General features: G+C 57.9%; 15 protein-coding genes. 8 read left to right on the top strand and 7 right to left on the bottom strand.

The genetic code is table 11. The annotated features are described in order from the left end of the window. A partial coding sequence (locus K8W16_RS03795; protein WP_304121272.1) for a hypothetical protein occupies nt 1-554 on the bottom strand: 554 nt, incomplete at its 3' end. Between the two features lie 129 nt (nt 555-683). Further along, entirely contained in the window at nt 684-2,684 is a 2,001-nt protein-coding gene (locus tag K8W16_RS03790; protein ID WP_304121270.1) for an FAD-dependent oxidoreductase, read from the bottom strand. Between the two features lie 287 nt (nt 2,685-2,971). Here K8W16_RS03790 and K8W16_RS03785 point away from each other — a divergent pair, with 287 nt between their 5' ends. From K8W16_RS03785 to K8W16_RS03770, 4 genes are all read left to right on the top strand, one after another. Next, the gene (locus K8W16_RS03785) at nt 2,972-4,294 is read left to right on the top strand and encodes a 3-deoxy-D-manno-octulosonic acid transferase (RefSeq protein ID WP_304121269.1); all 1,323 of its coding nucleotides are present in this window, start codon (nt 2,972-2,974) and stop codon (nt 4,292-4,294) included. A 126-nt stretch (nt 4,295-4,420) separates the two neighbouring features. Further along, nucleotides 4,421-5,401 (top strand): UDP-glucose 4-epimerase GalE, encoded by a 981-nt coding sequence (gene galE, locus K8W16_RS03780; RefSeq protein ID WP_304121267.1) that lies wholly within the window; start codon nt 4,421-4,423, stop codon nt 5,399-5,401. 358 nt (nt 5,402-5,759) lie between these two features. Continuing rightward, nucleotides 5,760-6,110 carry a DVU3141 family protein gene (locus K8W16_RS03775; RefSeq protein WP_304121265.1) on the top strand — a complete coding sequence of 117 codons (351 nt, stop codon included), beginning with the start codon at nt 5,760-5,762 and terminating at the stop codon, nt 6,108-6,110. A gap of 68 nt (nt 6,111-6,178) precedes the next feature. Then, nucleotides 6,179-7,795, top strand: coding sequence for a polysaccharide biosynthesis/export family protein (locus K8W16_RS03770; RefSeq protein ID WP_304121264.1), 1,617 nt, complete (start codon nt 6,179-6,181; stop codon nt 7,793-7,795). Between the two features lie 82 nt (nt 7,796-7,877). Here K8W16_RS03770 and K8W16_RS03765 read toward each other — a convergent pair whose 3' ends face one another. Then, nucleotides 7,878-8,792: a hypothetical protein gene (locus tag K8W16_RS03765; RefSeq protein ID WP_304121263.1), complete on the bottom strand. Its 915-nt coding sequence runs from the start codon at nt 8,790-8,792 to the stop codon at nt 7,878-7,880. Nucleotides 8,793-9,020: 228 nt separating this feature from the next. Here K8W16_RS03765 and K8W16_RS03760 point away from each other — a divergent pair, with 228 nt between their 5' ends. Genes K8W16_RS03760 through lptB form a run of 4 tightly spaced genes read left to right on the top strand, consistent with a single transcriptional unit; the run spans nt 9,021 to nt 11,564 of the window. Further along, nucleotides 9,021-9,608 carry an HAD family hydrolase gene (locus K8W16_RS03760; RefSeq protein WP_304121262.1) on the top strand — a complete coding sequence of 196 codons (588 nt, stop codon included), beginning with the start codon at nt 9,021-9,023 and terminating at the stop codon, nt 9,606-9,608. Next, complete coding sequence (gene lptC, locus K8W16_RS03755; RefSeq protein WP_304121261.1) at nt 9,605-10,306, top strand: LPS export ABC transporter periplasmic protein LptC; 702 nt, start codon at nt 9,605-9,607, stop codon at nt 10,304-10,306. Before K8W16_RS03760 ends, lptC begins: the two co-directional genes overlap by 4 nt. Next, nucleotides 10,303-10,836 (top strand): lipopolysaccharide transport periplasmic protein LptA, encoded by a 534-nt coding sequence (gene lptA, locus K8W16_RS03750; RefSeq protein ID WP_304121260.1) that lies wholly within the window; start codon nt 10,303-10,305, stop codon nt 10,834-10,836. The genes lptC and lptA overlap by 4 nt, the downstream gene beginning before the upstream one ends. Further along, nucleotides 10,836-11,564 (top strand): LPS export ABC transporter ATP-binding protein, encoded by a 729-nt coding sequence (gene lptB, locus K8W16_RS03745; RefSeq protein WP_304121259.1) that lies wholly within the window; start codon nt 10,836-10,838, stop codon nt 11,562-11,564. Before lptA ends, lptB begins: the two co-directional genes overlap by 1 nt. 105 nt (nt 11,565-11,669) lie before the next feature. On the opposite strand, the gene K8W16_RS03740 is transcribed toward lptB, so the two are convergent. From K8W16_RS03740 to K8W16_RS03725, 4 genes are all read right to left on the bottom strand, one after another. Further along, a complete protein-coding gene (locus K8W16_RS03740) occupies nt 11,670-12,179 on the bottom strand; it encodes a DUF721 domain-containing protein (RefSeq protein WP_304121258.1) in 510 nt (169 codons plus the stop codon). 338 nt (nt 12,180-12,517) lie between these two features. After that, the gene (gene hcp, locus K8W16_RS03735) at nt 12,518-14,053 is read right to left on the bottom strand and encodes a hydroxylamine reductase (protein WP_304121274.1); all 1,536 of its coding nucleotides are present in this window, start codon (nt 14,051-14,053) and stop codon (nt 12,518-12,520) included. A gap of 121 nt (nt 14,054-14,174) precedes the next feature. After that, on the bottom strand, nt 14,175-14,675 hold the full coding sequence (locus K8W16_RS03730; RefSeq protein WP_304121257.1) for a CYTH domain-containing protein: 501 nt from the start codon (nt 14,673-14,675) through the stop codon (nt 14,175-14,177). Between the two features lie 166 nt (nt 14,676-14,841). Further along, on the bottom strand, nt 14,842-16,269 hold a 1,428-nt coding region (locus K8W16_RS03725; protein ID WP_304121256.1), incomplete at its 5' end, for a 30S ribosomal protein S1.

Here is a 16,269-nt window from a genome sequence, read left to right as displayed (position 1 = left end):
AAGTTGGCGTCCATGTAGCCTATGACCGTTATGGTCATGATGCCGGCGGAGGCACGGCTTTTCCCCAGGCCGAGGGATTCGCATATGCCGAAGGAAATGGCAATGACGGCAACGCTGGCCATAGTGCCCTGAAGAAAAATACGGGCGATGAGAGCTATCGTCATGGTGGCGAGCACCAGCTTCATGTAGCTGCCGTTGGTTCTGATGGCGGCATGGTAGGCCAGGCGCTTGAGAATGGTGGTCTTCTGGACAATGGAGACCAGAAGGAGCGCGCCCACAGTCATCCATACGGCATCTCCCGTCCATAGACCGAGAACCGCCTTCATGGGCGCGATGCCCGTGATGCAGTAAAGGAACATCATGATCAGGGAAATCACGAGGTTTTCCGTGATTTCCAGCGCATATCCAATAACGGCCCAGAGCGTTATCGCCAGAAACAGCTTGACATTCCATGTGAGGACTTCCGTCTCTGGCAGCAGCAGAAGAAGAAGGGGAATAAAAAAATTAAAAAACCACTTGAGCGCCAGAGGACTGGCCCATGATGAACGAGTCATGATCCACCTCATAGAAAAAACGATGAAGAAACATGTCTGAAGGATGGATTTCGGAAGGAACGGTCTGCGGAAGGGCCGGAACATCCGTTTTTCTGGCTGTCCCAGCCCTCGGCAGGGGTACCAGGGCGATCAGATGCGTGCTGCCGCGTCCCAGCCGCTTTCTATGGCCGTCCGTATGGTTCCTACCTTGGCGCAGTCGCCGATGTTGAGGACATCGAAGGCTACGTCCTCAAAGCTGTCGCGCTCCTCCCGCTCCTCGACGGTACCCGCGCTTATGACAACACTGCCGGCCTCAATCTCCCTTTCCTCTCCGTTTTTTTTCCGGACGCGCATGCCGTGTTCCGTAATCGCGACGCACAGACATTCAGTAAGGGGTTCTATGCCGTGCAAGCGTATCTGCTCTTCAATGCTCATACGCTCAGTAATTTCCGACGTGGAGGCGATCCAAGGCGTCATTTCCACGATAGTCAGGTTTTTTTTCCCCGCCATGGCCAGGTGTATGGCCGTTTCACAGCCCACGGCTCCGCCGCCTACCACCACTACTGGCTCTTTGAGGGAGGATTCCTTCCCGAAAACATCCCACGCCATGACGGCGCCGTGTTCCTTCAGGCCGGGAATGACAGGTACGCGCGGTTTTCCGCCCACGGCCACAATGACGGCGTCGTAGTCGGCCTCTTCCAGAAGCGCACGATCAGCCCTGGTATTCAGAAGAATATTGACCCCTCTCTTTTTCACCTGAGTGATCAGATATTCGCGCAATGCCCGGATGCGGCGTTTAAAGGGGATGTGGTCGGCATAGGTGGCCGTCTGGCCGCCGAGCCTGGCGCTTTTCTCAAAAAGCGTAACCTGATGCCCTCTGTCAGCGGCAGTCATGGCCGCCTGAAGGCCCGCGATGCCTCCGCCGACGACAGCCACACGCTTAGGAGTCGTAGGAAGAAGGGCATCCAGCTTATGACGTCCCTGGCGGTAATGGGGATTGACGGAGCAGTGCACATCGAAGGTAGAAGTATTGGAGATGTTCACCTCCGTGGTATGCGAGCTTCTGCGGCCGCCGTCGAGACAGTAGTCGCAGCGGATGCAGGGGCGGATATCCTCCTCTCTGCCCTCGCGCACCTTATTGGGCCAGAACGGATCGGCCACGGACTGGCGCGCGGCGAGAATATAGTCGCATTTACCCTCCGCAATGAGGCGTTCGGCAAGAGCCGCGTCGCTGATAGCTCCCACAACGCCGATGGGAATCTTAAGGCCCGACTTCTTGAACAGTTCGCTGGCGTCGGCGTTGTGTGCATCGGGAACAAAACAGGTCGGATGCATCTTGGGCCGGGAGGTGGCGTCCAGGCGGGTACCGCAGGACACATGGATCATGTCCACATATTCCTCGAAAATCAATGCCTGCTGAACCGCGTCTTCCGGTGAAATGCCGCCTTCCATCTTGTCCGAGCCGTTCATCCGAAGCTCTATGATGGGATAATATCCTATGGCCTCGCGTATGGCCTTGAGAATCATTTTCGGGAAGCGCGTCCGATTTTCCACGCTGCCGCCGTAGTTGTCGGTACGGTGATTGCTGAGCGGGGAAAGGAAGTTGTTGATCAGCCAGCCGTGCCCATAATGCAGGCAGATACCGTCGAATCCGGCACGGACGGCAAGCACGGCGGTATCCACATACAGCTTGAGCACGTCCTCCATGTCCTTGTCGTCCATTTCCTTCACCTGATGTCCGTTGTAGATGAAGGAACTGGCGCTGATGATGGGGTAGCCCGAATCGGGCAGGATACAGCAACCCGCGTGGTAGATCTCGCACAGGGTGACAACCCCGTACATGTGGACGGGACGCTGGAGATTGTGCATGTACGCGAAACCATCGAGATCATCCCGCAGAGACATGGTACCCCTGTGCCCGCCATTGAGAGGTATTTCCACAGGAACGGTAAGTCCGGCGAAGCCGCCCTGCGCCCAAGGGGTATAGAATCTTATTCCGTCTTCGCTGATGCGGTGATGGGCGTCCGTCCCATATCCCATGGAGCAGACCGGAGGAACAAGAATACGGTTCTTGTACACGACCTGACCCTTGCGCCCGACGGGCATGGGGGAAAACAAATGGGGATATTTCTGCTTATACAAGGGTTTCATACTGTATGCCTCCTGGCAGGAAAACACGGTTCTGACCTCTACCTTCCGGAAGGTACGTCACAGTTCAAACCTAGCATGGAGGAGGGTAATAACACGACGAACCCGTCTTTTTTTATGAACAAAGGGAAAGTATTATGCTATCTTTCTGATTTTTTTGTGAAAAAAATATTTTTCCAAAAAAATCCATATCAAAAAAATTTTGTGAAAGGCCCTCTTGGATGTTCCCGACCGGCGAAGGAAGCTTGCATCCCTCCGGCATATATAGCATAAGAAAAAGAGGGGGTTTTATGGCACCATCTCTTTTCCATCGTCCCTTCTTCCGTGCGTACCGCGTGCTATGGAGTCTGGCACGCCCCTTTCTGAAACGTCGCCCGCGCCTCGCCGACGGCTGGCAGGAACGCATGGTACCTGACGACTGGCTGAGCGACATGCCTCCCCAAGGCGGACACGCCGTGGATATCTGGATTCAGGCGGCTTCAGGAGGCGAGGCGCGTCTCGCCGTAGCCATCTGCCGGAGCTTCAGCGTCGAGAAGCCTCTGCGCGTTCTGATTACCACCTGGACAAGGCAGGGGCGCGACGTGCTGGAACAGGCCCTGCCCTCCCTGCGCGAAAGCATCCCGCAACTTTCCGTGGCCGTGCGCTTTGCCCCCTTCGATCACCCCGATATTGTGCGCAAGGCCGTGGCTCAGGCATCTCCCCGCATCATGGCCCTGCTGGAAACGGAACTGTGGCCGGCCCTCATGGCCGCCTGTCGGGAAAAAAATATTCCCGTCCATGTGTTCAACGGGCGCATCAATACTTCCACAGCTCACTTCGGTAAACTTTTTCCCTCCCTCATGGCCGACATTTCCCCTGTCGCCATCCATGCCATTTCCCGCTACGACAGGCAGATGTTTTCCGCCATTTTTCCCTGTCCGGTGGACATGATGCCCAACATCAAATTCGATCTGGCGGCAAAGAACCTGGCCGCCCCTCAGTCCAGAGCCGGACATACGCTGAGTACGAGCGGCCCCGTTTTTCTTTTCGCCTCGGTGCGCCAGTGCGAGGAAACGCGTATTCCCGGCCAGCTCTCCCGCCTGTACAAGGCCGTACCCAACGCAGCCGTGGTTATCGTACCGAGGCATCTGCACCGCGTGCCCACATGGAAAAGTGTACTCGAAGACCTTGCGCTCATGCCTATGCTCGCTTCGGAACTTGCTCCCGGCCAGAGCCTCCCTCGCAGGCATGTGCTGATCTGGGATCATTTCGGCGACCTGCCAAGGCTTTACGCTTCAGCCAGAGCCGTGTTCGTGGGAGGCAGTTTCGGACAGGGCGGGCAGAATTTCCTCGAAGCCCTCTCGGCAGGACGCGTACCCTGCATCGGCCCTTCAGCGCATAATTTTCTCTGGGCCATGGGAACGGGAGAACCGGACATGCCTTCCCTAGAAGAGGCCGGACTCCTGCGCGTGGCCCATACGCCCAGAGACGTGATCGAGATCATGATCCGGCAGGCGGCCTCTGCACGCGACAGAGAAAGCGTACGGAGAGAGTTCCAGACATGGCTCGCCCCCAGACAGGGAGGAGCAGCACGCACCGCACGTCTCTTGGAGGAGTCCATGCTTCCTTTGTAGGGAAGTCTCCCCAGCCCGGCAACACCTCCAGCATTTTGCCCTTTTCTTTGCCTGCGCTTCCAGATATCCTGCGTCCAGGACGCCGCGGAACTGTTTCACGGTGACCAATCTTTCCCGGAGCGTGCCATGAACATTCTTGTCATCGGCGGTGCCGGCTATATCGGCAGCTGCACCAGCAAGGCGCTGGCCCATGCAGGGCACAGCGTTACCGTATACGACAATCTTTCCACGGGGCACCGCGATCTCGTGAAATGGGGACCTTTTTTTGAAGGCGACATTCTGGACGGAGAGAAACTCCGCTCCTGCCTGAACAACGTGCGGCCCGACGGCGTCATACACTTTGCCGCCTTCTCCCAAGTGGGTGAATCCGTGCAGAACCCCGGCAAATACATCCACAACAATATAGGAGGCACGCTGAGCCTTCTTGAGGCCATGCGCGACACCAATGTGCGCAACATCGTGGTCTCCAGCTCGGCGGCAGTATACGGCATTCCCAAAGTCATGCCCATCACGGAAGAAAGCCCCGCAAATCCCATCAATCCCTACGGGGAAACCAAACTTTTCATGGAGCGGATGCTGGCCGACTTCGCCCGCGCCTACGGCCTTTCCTGGACGGCTCTTCGTTACTTCAACGCCGCCGGCTGCGATCCGGAAAGCGAAACCGGCGAACGCCATACACCGGAAACGCACCTTATTCCCCGTGCCCTCATGGCTCTGGATGGAAAAGTACGAGATTTCCATGTGATGGGCGACGATTACTCCACACCCGACGGAACGTGCATACGCGATTACATTCATGTAAGCGATCTGGCTTCCGCCCACATCAGAGCCGTGGAGCGGCTGGCCCGTTGCAACGACGGGGAAGGCATAGCCCTGAATCTCGGCACCGGCACAGGACTTTCCGTCAAACAAATCCTGCACGCCATAGAAAACGTAACCGGGCGCTCCATGCCCTATACCACAGGGCCGCGCCGTGCAGGCGACCCGCCCTGCCTGGTGGCCGATGCATCGCGCGCACTGGAGATCCTCGGCTGGAAGCCCGAACACTCGGGCGTGGAGGAAATCATCCGCGACGCATGGAACTGGTACCTGCTCGATCAGGCCTGAACCGAACAGACGGGGGCAGAGGGATCCCTTCTCCGCGCCCGCCGTTTTTCGGGCTTCCTGTATCGGCTTCGTTCAGCCGGCATATTTTCCCCTCCGTTTCGCGGCGGCGGGTTTCCCCCATATCCTGCCTGCGCGGCCGCTTCTTTGATGCACGCCCCGGACTTTGCCGGGCAGCCCTCTGGACAGGGGAAGCCCTGCGGACATATATTTCTTGCGGAAACACTCCTCAACCTTCTTTATGATTTGACACCTCCCCTTCCGGGGGATATGGCCTTGTCCCACCGGCCGGACCGATGGGCTTTTCCGCTTCCAGGAAAGGGTATTGTCCGCCGGGCAGGTGAAACATAAGGGTATGTTCATGCGTATTCTTCCCTCTCTTACCGCCCTCTGTCTTCTTCTGAGCGGCTGTGTTGCCAATCCCTTTGCAGACGCCCCCGCTCCCGAAGTTCCCATGCCGGAAACGCCGCTTTCTCCTGTGGCGCAGTTTATTTCCATGAACAATACCGGAGCCCATGCCTCCATAGACGACCCGGCCTTCGGCGGCCTGGTGGATGTCATGGTGGAAGGCTCCTTTACTTCGGCCACAGGACGCGACTGCCGCAGGGCCGTGGTAAGCAGGCCGCCCCATGAGGCGGAAATCGTCATCCTCTGCCGCCGGGGAGAGGGTTGGGAGCTCATGCCCCGCGTCTGGGGACGCGGCCTGGACTGAGCCCCATGCCGCACGGTCTTTCAGGGCTTTTGTCCCGTCTTTTCTTTCCAGCCTTCGGGCAGGAGTATATGTTGCGCGTCCTTATTCTTTTTCTCATCATGAGCCTTTCGCTCTGTGCCCAGAGTCTGGCCGCCGAGTCCACCAGTACTGCGACGGCCACGGCCACGGCCACAGCCACGGCCGTTTCGTCCTCGTCTTCCGCTTCCCCGGAGACCCTGCCCTTCGGCAGCAACCTGTTCCAGGGAAATTTTTCCTCGGGCAGCTCCGTCACCACCATACAGAGCGGCGACCGCATCCTCGTGCGGTTGTGGGGAACCCGCACCCTCGACGACGTATTTACCGTTTCCCTGAACGGCACTCTGGATCTGCCCGAAATCGGCAGTATTCCCCTTGCCGGCCTGCCCCGCAACGATGCAGCACAGCTTCAGCAGTCCATCATCAGCAAACTGAATGTTTCCGGCATCAGCGATGTTCAGGTCTATGCCCGTCCTCTGGACACGCAGAACATTTCCGTGTTCGTCACCGGCTTTGTGAACCACCCCGGCAGTTATGCGGGCATGGCCTCCGACAATATCCTTGCCTTCCTCGACAAGGCGGGTGGCATTGACTCCAGGCGCGGCAGCTACCGCGATATCCGGGTGCTCAGAAATCAACAGCCCATTGCAACTGCGGATCTTTACCCCTTCATCCTCTACGGGCAGCTCCCCTCCATACGCTTTCAGGACGGCGACACCGTGGTGGTGGCGGAAAAAGGGCCCACGGTCACCGCAAGCGGAGAAGTACGCAATGCCGCCCGCTTTGAATTTGAAAAGGGAAAAATGACGGGAGAAGCCCTGGTACACCTGGCCGACCCCAATTCCCGTGCTTCCCATGTGAGCATTTCCGGCTTTCGGGACGGCGTGCCTTACAACCAGTACCTCTCCATCAAGGATTTCAACAGACTGCGCCTGGCCAACGACGATCAGGTACGTTTTCTGGCCGACACCACGGGCAGCACCATCATGGTGGAAGCACAGGGAGCCATTCTCGGATCCTCCCGCTTTCCCGTGCGGCGCAACGCGCGCCTGCAGGAAGTATTGAGCTACATTTCCGTGGACCCGGACAGGGCCAACCTCTCCGGCCTCTACATCAAGCGCCTCAGCACGGCAAAACAGCAGAAAAAAGCCATTGAAGACGCTCTGAACCGCCTGGAGCACAACGCCTATACCGCCACTTCCTCCAGCAATGACGAGGCTCAGATCCGCGCCAAGGAAGCGGAAATGCTCTCCAGCTTCATAGACCGAGCCCGCAAGGTGGAGCCCGAGGGCATCGTCGTGGTGGGCAGCGGCGGCAAAATTGCCGACATTGCGCTGGAAAACGGCGATATCATCGTCATTCCCGAAAAGACGGACGTAGTCATGATCAGCGGCGAAGTCATCATGCCCCAGGCCGTGGTGTGGAACGAAGACCGCGACATGGAAGACTACATCAAAAGCGCGGGCGGCTTCAGCAATCGCGCCGACTCCACCAACATCCTCGTGGTGCACCCCGACGGAGAAGTCACGCCCAAGGCCAAAAAGGTGCTTCCCGGCGATCAGATCCTTGTCCTGCCCCGTGTGGATTCCAAGAACATGCAGGCCGTCAAGGAAGTGTCGGAAATCCTTTATCAGGTGGCCGTAGCCTGCAAAGTCATTCTTGACCTGTAGAGCTTTTCCCCCATGCCGACAAAAGGGGCCGCCCATATAAGGACGGCCCCTTTTTACTCAATGGAAAACAAAAAACGGGATGCTACTCCACCTCTTCGCCTTTCGCTCTTCTTTCCATATCCACAAACCAGCGATCAAGACGCTTGCGCTCCCTGCGCAGGCACCTGCGCAACCGTGTAACCATACTCTTCTTACAAGGTTCCCGCCCCGCACGGCGCAGGAACTCCTCCCTGAGACGGGGAATATGCCATATTTCAAGAGGCTCAAAGAATTCCACGCCCTTCTCGTCGAAGAGGCGCTGCATTTCCTCCCACTGCCAGCTCGGCGGGCAGGGAGGAATATCGTCAAGGGGCAGGCCTTCGACCCATGCATCGGGCACGGAACGCAGACGGATATGCCGCTCATCCCAGTCACGAAAATAAAAGCGATTGATACGTTCCGCCTCATCCGGGCGCCGCACCAACTCCACACAGTGATACCAGGCTATCTTCATCTGATAGGGAAGAAGCTCCGCGGCCGTAAAATGCAGAAGGGCCCCTTTTTCCAGCGGGCACTTCGTTACATTGCTTTTTTCGTCTGAACCGGGAGTGCGCGGCATGTGCAGAAAACCTTCATAGGAAGGCAGGTCGGGAGCATCCCTCACAATGACGCTCCGATAAATGCGGTGGAACTTGCTGTAGTCACCGTCGCGGAAGAGGCGGGGACTGCCCCAGAGCGTCAGCCAGCGCAGGGCAAGCTTGTGCCCGGGTTCCAGATTCTCCAGCAGTTCACGGCCATAACGACGAAAAGGCACAGTGACGACCTCATCGGCATCTATGCAGAAGAAATGCGTAGCTCCACGGCGACGGGCATCCTCCAGCAATCTCTGCCGGATCACTTTTTCCTTTCCCTGGGAAAAGCCGGAGAGCTCTCCCTCCATCTCAAGCACAATGCCGCCCCTCTCACGCACTATATCCCCGGAATGGTCGGAAGAGTGATCATCCATTCCGATTACCATATCAGCCACACCTTTCAACGACGCGAGACAGCACGGCAACATCCTTGATTCGTTTCGAAAAGGAATAAGTGCTGCAACCTTCATGACCCCTCCCTGAATTTTAGGCAGGTTAACACAGTGCCCTTTCAAAGCCAAGCGACCAGAGCTCTCCCCTTTTGACTCACATGGGAAACACGGATATAGAAAGGAACTGGGCGCTGCCGCTCAGACTGATGCTTCGGAGTATATATGCCAGCAGATATTCTTTCCCTCCTCCCCGGCTCTCCCGCTCATAGGGACGTGTTTCAAGCGGCCGCCAAGGTACGTTTCCTGGTGCTCGACGTCGACGGCGTATGTACCGACGGCAAGCTGTATTTTCAGGAAAACGGACATCCCATGAAATGCTTCCATGCGCAGGACGGCATCGGTATTAAAACCGCTCTGCTTGCAGGCCTCGGCGTGGGTATCATCACGGGCAGAAACGACCCGTGCGTTCTGGCCAGAATGTCACAACTCGGCGTGAAAGACTATTATGCAGGCTTTGAATCTAAACTGCCTAAGCTCGAGGCCATACAAAAAAAATACGGCCTTGCCCGGGAAGAAATGGCCTACCTCGGTGACGACTGGATAGATCTTGATCCCATGCGCTCCGTCGGTATGCCCATGGCCGTGGCCAATGCCGTGGCACAAGTGAAAAAGGAAGCGCTCTACATTACCGCCGCAAAGGGCGGAGAAGGCGCGGTACGCGAAGCCGTGGAGTTTCTCCTCGCCGCCCGCATGAACGGCAAAAATCCCGCGGACCTGTGGACCGCGGCGACAGGACCGGCGAAAGTATGAACGATTCGCTGCGAAGAACCCTCGCCCTTGTCGTGCTTGGTGCGGCCGTATGGGGAGCCTGGTACGGCTGGCAGAGCTGGAAAACACGCAAGGCGCTGGAGGCGCTGGAAAACGTGGTCCGCTCGGCCGACCTGAACAAACTGCTTTCCGATCCGCCGGAGGAAGTGAAAAATACGGTGGATCTTGCCGTACGCGGCATCCGGCTCTCTCAGGGCAGCGAAGGGCGCAAGAGCTTCGACCTCAATGCCGACTGGGCAACTCTGAACCAGGATTCCGGCGCCATTACCGTGCGCGAACCCGATATCCATTACATGCTGGAAAACTCTGACGGCGGAGAGGAGCGTATTATACGGGCTACCTCGGACATAGGCCGCGTGGAAGACGGTAACCAGAAAATTTCCATGTCCGACAACGTGCGCGCCACCTATGAAGAAAACGTCCTGACCGGGGATCTTGCCGTATTCCTCAACACGAACCGCACTCTCACCTTTCCCGGCGGCGCCGTGCTTGACGGGCCGACGCTTTCCGGCACGGCCACGCGGCTTGTATGGGATCTCAATACCAATATTCTCACGGGCGACCAGGGCGTGCACATGCGCTGGATCCCGTCCGATACCGAACCTTCAGACGGCGCAACCGACGCCGAGACCTTACCCGAGGCCGCGCCGAAAGACACGCGAGAGGAAAGCCAGTCATGAAAAAGATACTTCTTACCCTTCTCATCGTCGCATGCTGCGCGACCGGCGCCTTGGCGGCCCCTCTGCCCGGGGCAGACAGCAATCTCCCCGTGGATGTGACTGCCGACAACATGGTGTACAACGCCGACAAGAATACCGTGGTCTTCCAGGGCCGCGTGGAAGCCGTGCGCGGCGAGTTCAAGATGTGGTCGGAGCTTCTGACCCTGTACCTCAAATCCAAAGACGAGGCCGGCAAGGAAAAAAGTTCCACAGCCCCCTCCATGGAGGGAAGCGACCTTGACCGCATCGTGGCGGAAAAAAATGTGCGCTTCCAGAACGGCACGCAGACAGGTTCCGCGCAGAAAGCCACCTACTATTCGGCCAAAAGCCTCCTTGTTCTGGAGGGCAACCCCATACTGCACGACGGCGACAACTCCATCAAAGGCAATGTGATCCGCTACTATGTCAATGAAAACAGGAGTGTTGTGGAAGGCAGCTCCAAGCAGCGCGTCCATGCCGTGTTCTCCTCCAACGACAAGAAGGGAAAGTAATGAGTTCCACGCTTTCCGCCCAGCATCTGTGCAAGCGCTACGGTCAGAAGGAAGTCGTTCACGAAGTCTCCGTTTCCATGCGGCAGGGTGAAATCGTCGGTCTTCTCGGCCCCAACGGCGCAGGCAAGACCACGTCGTTCTACATGATCACCGGCATCATCAAGCCCTCTGCGGGCAAGGTACTCCTGGACGGGCAGGAAATAAGCAGCTGGCCCCTGTATCGCCGTGCCCGAGTAGGGCTTTCCTACCTGCCGCAGGAAAGTTCCGTGTTCCGCCGCCTCACGGTACGCCAGAACCTCCAGATCATCCTTGAGCATACCGGGCTTTCCCGCAGCGAACAAAAGGAACGCGCCGACCAGCTCATGGAGGAATTCGGTCTCACAAGGCTTGAAAAATCCTACGCCTCCTATCTTTCCGGCGGTGAGCGCCGCCGCCTGGAAATAGCCCGCTGCCTCATCCGCGATCCGCTCTTCGTACTGCTCGACGAACCCTTCGCCGGCATTGATCCCCTGGCCGTGGGTGACATTCAGGTACTCATCCGCGGCCTCAAGGAACGCGGCATCGGCGTGCTCATCTCCGACCACAATGTACGGGAAACCCTCTCCATCTGCGACAGGGCCTACCTCATGTTCCAAGGCAATATCATTCTTTCCGGGACGCCCGAGGAAATCGTAAACAACGCAAGAGCCCGCGAAGTCTATCTCGGCGAAGATTTTCACTTGGGATAATCGCCTTGCCAGCCATACGGAAGAAAGGCCCCTCCGTCACTGATATGCTCCCCGGCAGGCTGAACTCTGTAACCTGACGGGGAGCAGACCACACGGAAGGGGCCTTCAATTTTTTTCCTCATCGCCGTCAAAGATGCGCACATAGGCTTCGTAGCAGGCTGCCAGAGGCGAATCCGGAGGTAATTTCAGCTTGCCGAGTCGGGGGGGACGTGGAGGAGAAGGCAGGCTGGGGGCCTGTGTAATATCCACCCTGCGCAGGGAATCCTTACCCAGCAGAAGGTGCAGCTCCACCTTACGGAAATACTCCTCGTCCATGAAGGCGTTCACGCGCTCAAGAATTTCCGGAACGGCATAGGAAAGCTCCTGCATGGCGCAGGAATCATCCCCGCCGATGAGCAGTATGTCGCCCCGATGCCCCAGGGGATGAGCAAGAGGCGCAAGCTCCGCTCCCATAACGATATCCCAGTTCTGCCAAAGGGCTGTGAGCATGTGGTGCCGGCCCTTCATCCCGTGGGACGCAAGCCAGCCGTCCAGTCCTTCGCTGAGAAGGGTGGCTCTGCCGCTTCTGTGCCCGAGGTCGAAGCCCGCGAATCTCCGATGCTGCTTTTTCTCCATGCGCTCTCCCTGAAGCACGGTATATCCCTTGCGGCACGAGGTATCCGCGCCCCGCTTCCACGCTCCTCAAAGGCTCGGTTCCGCTTTCACACATCTGCCGCGACGGAAGCACGGCTTATGTAACGACAGCATCAACAGGCCGTCATATCCCCTCGGCTGCTTGGGAAGCTTAACAGAATTTCTTCATAACCAAAAGTCCCGCGCCGTTCGGCGCGGGACTGGAGAGAAAGGCAGCTCTTTGTGCATGGCTGGGAACAAAGAGTACATGGACGAGACGCAGGGCCATGGGAAATGAACTCCAGGCGCCCTGCGAATTCAAAAGGGCAGTTTCGGAAGGCCTACTTTCCCAACACAGCGGCGAGGTCTTCTTCCGGCGTGGAAATGGGCCGGATGCTGAATTCCTTCACCAGAAAATCCAGTATGGCCGGAGAAACGAAGGCGGGCAGGGAAGGACCGAGGTAGATGTTCTTCACGCCCAGGTACAGCAGAGTGAGCAGTATGGCCACGGCCTTCTGCTCATACCACGAAAGCACGAGCGTGAGCGGAAGGTCGTTCACGGTACACTGGAAGGCCTCCGCCAGGGCGAGAGCCACCTGAATCGCACCGTAGGCGTCGTTGCACTGGCCCATGTCCAGAAGCCGCGGAATCCCCCCTATCTCGCCGATGTTCATGTCGTTGAAGCGGAACTTGCCGCAGGCCAGGGTAAGCACCACGGTATCGGCAGGCGTCTTCTTCACGAATTCCGTGTAGTAGTTGCGGCCGGGCCTTGCGCCGTCGCAGCCGCCCACAAGGAAGAAATGCCGTATGGCCCCGGCCTTCACAGCCTCCACGATGGTCCCGGCGTGGGAGAGCACGGCCTCGCTGCCGAAGCCCGTGGTCACGGTCTCGCCGCCGTTGATACCGGGCATGACGACATCTTCCCTGTAGCCGCCAAGTTCCAGCGCCTTTTCTATGACAGGGGAGAAATCCTTCCCGCCGTCGATATGGCGCATACCCGGATATTCGACCACACCGGTGGTGAACACGCGGTCGGCATAGCTTTCCTTCACGGGCATGATGCAGTTGGTGGTGAAGAGCACCGGAGCGGGTACGGAAGCAAATTCCTTTTGCTGATTCTGCCAGGCCGTACCGAAATGCCCCTTGAAATGCGGGTACTTCTTAAGTTCGGGGTAGGCATGGGCGGGCAGCATTTCGCCGTGAGTGTAGATGCTCACGCCCGTGCCTTCGGTCTGGGCCAGAAGAAGCGCAAGATCGTGCAGATCATGCCCCGTCACGATGATGAAGGGGCCTTTTTCCACGGTGCGAGATACCGTGACGGGAGAAGGCACTCCGTACGTTCTGTTGGCCTTGTGCAGAAGCTCCATACATGCAAGGTTGACCTTGCCCGCTTCCATCACTGCGGTGAGAAGCTCTTCCTTCGTCGCCTCGGAAGCAATGAGGATCAGGCCTCTGTACAGAAAATCAGATATCTCGTCACTGGTTTTACCGAGCGTGCGCGCATGGCTGGCATAGGCCGCGATGCCCTTCAGGCCGAAAAGCAGCAGGGACTTCAGGCTGCGCTCATCTTCTCCGGCCTGCCACACAAGCCCCATGTCATAGGCCTGCTTTGCTCCGCTTTCCACACGCACCCTGCGTACCTTCTCCACCAGAGCGGCAAGGGAGAGATCATCGAAGTTCACGTTGGTCAGCGTGCTGAACAGCGCGTTTTCCACAAGCTCGTCAAGCTCGGGCGTGCGCACGCAAACACGCGAAAGCGCCGCAAGTTCGCCCACCAGCATATCCTGCAGAAGAGCCGTGCCCGGTTTCTTGCCGCACACGCCGATCCTGGTGCATCCGGCGCCGCCCGCCGTCTGCTCACACTGAAAACAGAACATCTCGCTCATAGCTATCCTCCGCGATATCGTTGCGCTACAGTTTTAAGAGCTTTCACCCTAGGAGGCTTTGCCCGCAAAAACTGTGCTCATGGTCACATTCTGCCATGGTTTGACTCGCGACTCAGCTATTTTCTCCTTCTGACTGACTTTCTTTGTTCCAGGCCGTATAGGGCAGGCGCGAAAGTTCCACATTGAGGTAGCGGGAAACCTTGCTCACCTCCTCCCCCAGCCACGGAGGACGAGAAAAGGCCTGATCCTCGGCGTCAAGTTCGATTTCCGCCACAATCAGGCCTTCGTTGGCTCCCAGAAATTCATCCACTTCCCACACGTCCCCTTCATATTCAAAGGTATAGCGCAGCTTTTCAATGATTTCCCCGGGGGCAAGCCCGTCCAGGAGGGCCTGTGCCTCCTCCAGGGGAATATCATATTCAAATTCGCTGCGGGCTATGCCCTCGCCGCGGTACTTGATGGTAAGATACCCCTTGTCCCCGGCCACGCGCACGCGTACCGTCCTGTCCTGCGTGCGGGCGATATATCCCTGCCGGTACGGCACGCCCTCGCCGAGGCCGCGCCAGCCTTCCCCTGCGACCAGAAACTTGCGCTCTATTTCCTGCTGCTTCATGGCACCCCCGGAACGCATCCGCCCTTTCCTTCAGCATATGTCGGAACAGCCCCCCCACACACGCGACGGAGTACGGAGCGGCATGCCTTTTTCTACCCATAACCTAAAAAAAGCGGGGCGGAAAGCTGTGCTTTCCGCCCCGCGTAGATTCATACAGAATCAGCAATTAGTCGTTGAACTTCTGCTTGAGAAGATCGCCGAGGGTCTGGCTGATGCTGTTGTCGCCGGAATGGTAATCCTTGGGCTTGCGGCGTTCTTCGTCGTCCTTGATCTGCTTGATGGAGAGGCCGAGGCGGCGTTCATCAGCAGACACATGAATGATCTTGGCCTGCACGGTGTCGCCTTCCTTGTAGAGTTCGGAAGGAGACTTCACCTTCTTGCCGAGTTCGGTCACATGGATGAGGCCTTCAATGCCTTCTTCCACTTCCACGAACAGGCCGAAGTCGGTCACGTTGGTCACGGTGCCGGTGATGATGTTGCCCACGGGATAGCGGGCAGGCACGCTGCTCCAGGGATCTTCGGTGAGCTGCTTCATACCCAGGGTGAACTTTTCGTTCTCCTGATCCACGGTGAGCACCTTGGCCTGCACCACGTCGCCGACCTTGTAGAGTTCGCCGGGATGACGCAGCTTCTTGGTCCAGGAAATGTCGGACACATGGATGAGGCCGTCGATGCCGTCTTCAATACCGATGAACATACCGAATTCGGTGATGTTCTTGATGACGCCTTCAATGACGGTGCCTTCGGGGAAGCGTTCACCCACGAGTTCCCAGGGATTGGGCTTGACCTGCTTCATGCCGAGAGAGATGCGCTTCTTCTCGCTGTCCACGCCGAGGATGACCACTTCAACCTCGTCGCCCTGATGCACCATCTGAGAAGGATGACGCAGCTTGCGGGTCCAGGACATTTCGGAAATATGCACCAGGCCTTCCACGCCGGGTTCGAGTTCCACGAACACACCGTAGTCAACAAGGTTGGTCACCTTGCCGGTGTGATGGGAGCCTTCGGGGAAGCGGGCGGTGATATCCTGCCAGGGATCGGGCACAAGCTGCTTCAGGCCGAGGGAAACCTTCTGGTTTTCCTTGTCGAAAGAGAGCACCTTGAGTTCCAGTTCCTGGCCCAGGGAAACCATTTCGCGCGGATGGCGGATACGCTTCCAGGACATGTCGGTGATGTGCAGGAGGCCGTCGAGGCCGCCGAGGTCGACGAACACGCCGTATTCGGTGATGTTCTTGGCCTTGCCCTTGACGATCTGGCCTTCAGCCAGGGTCTGAAGCAGAGCGCTGCGCTTGGTATCGCGTTCTTCTTCAAGCAGCACGCGGCGGGAAACAATGACGTTGCTGCGGCGGCGGTTGATCTTGAGAACGCGGAATTCGTACTGCTGATTGACGAGGGCATCCATGTCGGGAACAGGACGGAGGTCGACATGGGAACCGGGCAGGAAGGCTTCCACGCCGCCGAGATCGACGGTGTAGCCGCCCTTGATGCGGCGGGTGATGGTGCCGGTGATGACGCCGTTCTTTTCCAGAACTTCTTCAAGCTGATCGAACAGCTGCATACGCTTGGCCTTGTCGAACGAAAGGGTGATGGTGCC

The sequence above is a fragment of the Mailhella massiliensis genome, from assembly GCF_020741395.1.
Lineage (GTDB): Bacteria > Desulfobacterota > Desulfovibrionia > Desulfovibrionales > Desulfovibrionaceae > Mailhella > Mailhella massiliensis_A.
The sequence above is the reverse complement of the archived record's forward strand: the minus strand, read 5'-3'. Positions and strand labels throughout refer to the sequence as shown.

Excerpts from the sequence above, each read along its gene's own strand:
- K8W16_RS03760 (WP_304121262.1), top strand. The coding sequence starts at position 9,021 with ATGCCAGCAGATATTCTTTCCCTCCTCCCCGGCTCTCCCGCTCATAGG.
- K8W16_RS03730 (WP_304121257.1), bottom strand. The coding sequence starts at position 14,675 with ATGAAGCAGCAGGAAATAGAGCGCAAGTTTCTGGTCGCAGGGGAAGGC.
- K8W16_RS03790 (WP_304121270.1), bottom strand. The coding sequence starts at position 2,684 with ATGAAACCCTTGTATAAGCAGAAATATCCCCATTTGTTTTCCCCCATG.
- K8W16_RS03785 (WP_304121269.1), top strand. The coding sequence starts at position 2,972 with ATGGCACCATCTCTTTTCCATCGTCCCTTCTTCCGTGCGTACCGCGTG.
- lptA (WP_304121260.1), top strand. The coding sequence starts at position 10,303 with ATGAAAAAGATACTTCTTACCCTTCTCATCGTCGCATGCTGCGCGACC.
- lptC (WP_304121261.1), top strand. The coding sequence starts at position 9,605 with ATGAACGATTCGCTGCGAAGAACCCTCGCCCTTGTCGTGCTTGGTGCG.
- lptB (WP_304121259.1), top strand. The coding sequence starts at position 10,836 with ATGAGTTCCACGCTTTCCGCCCAGCATCTGTGCAAGCGCTACGGTCAG.
- K8W16_RS03765 (WP_304121263.1), bottom strand. The coding sequence starts at position 8,792 with ATGGTAATCGGAATGGATGATCACTCTTCCGACCATTCCGGGGATATA.
- K8W16_RS03770 (WP_304121264.1), top strand. The coding sequence starts at position 6,179 with ATGTTGCGCGTCCTTATTCTTTTTCTCATCATGAGCCTTTCGCTCTGT.
- K8W16_RS03775 (WP_304121265.1), top strand. The coding sequence starts at position 5,760 with ATGCGTATTCTTCCCTCTCTTACCGCCCTCTGTCTTCTTCTGAGCGGC.
- K8W16_RS03740 (WP_304121258.1), bottom strand. The coding sequence starts at position 12,179 with ATGGAGAAAAAGCAGCATCGGAGATTCGCGGGCTTCGACCTCGGGCAC.
- hcp (WP_304121274.1), bottom strand. The coding sequence starts at position 14,053 with ATGTTCTGTTTTCAGTGTGAGCAGACGGCGGGCGGCGCCGGATGCACC.
- galE (WP_304121267.1), top strand. The coding sequence starts at position 4,421 with ATGAACATTCTTGTCATCGGCGGTGCCGGCTATATCGGCAGCTGCACC.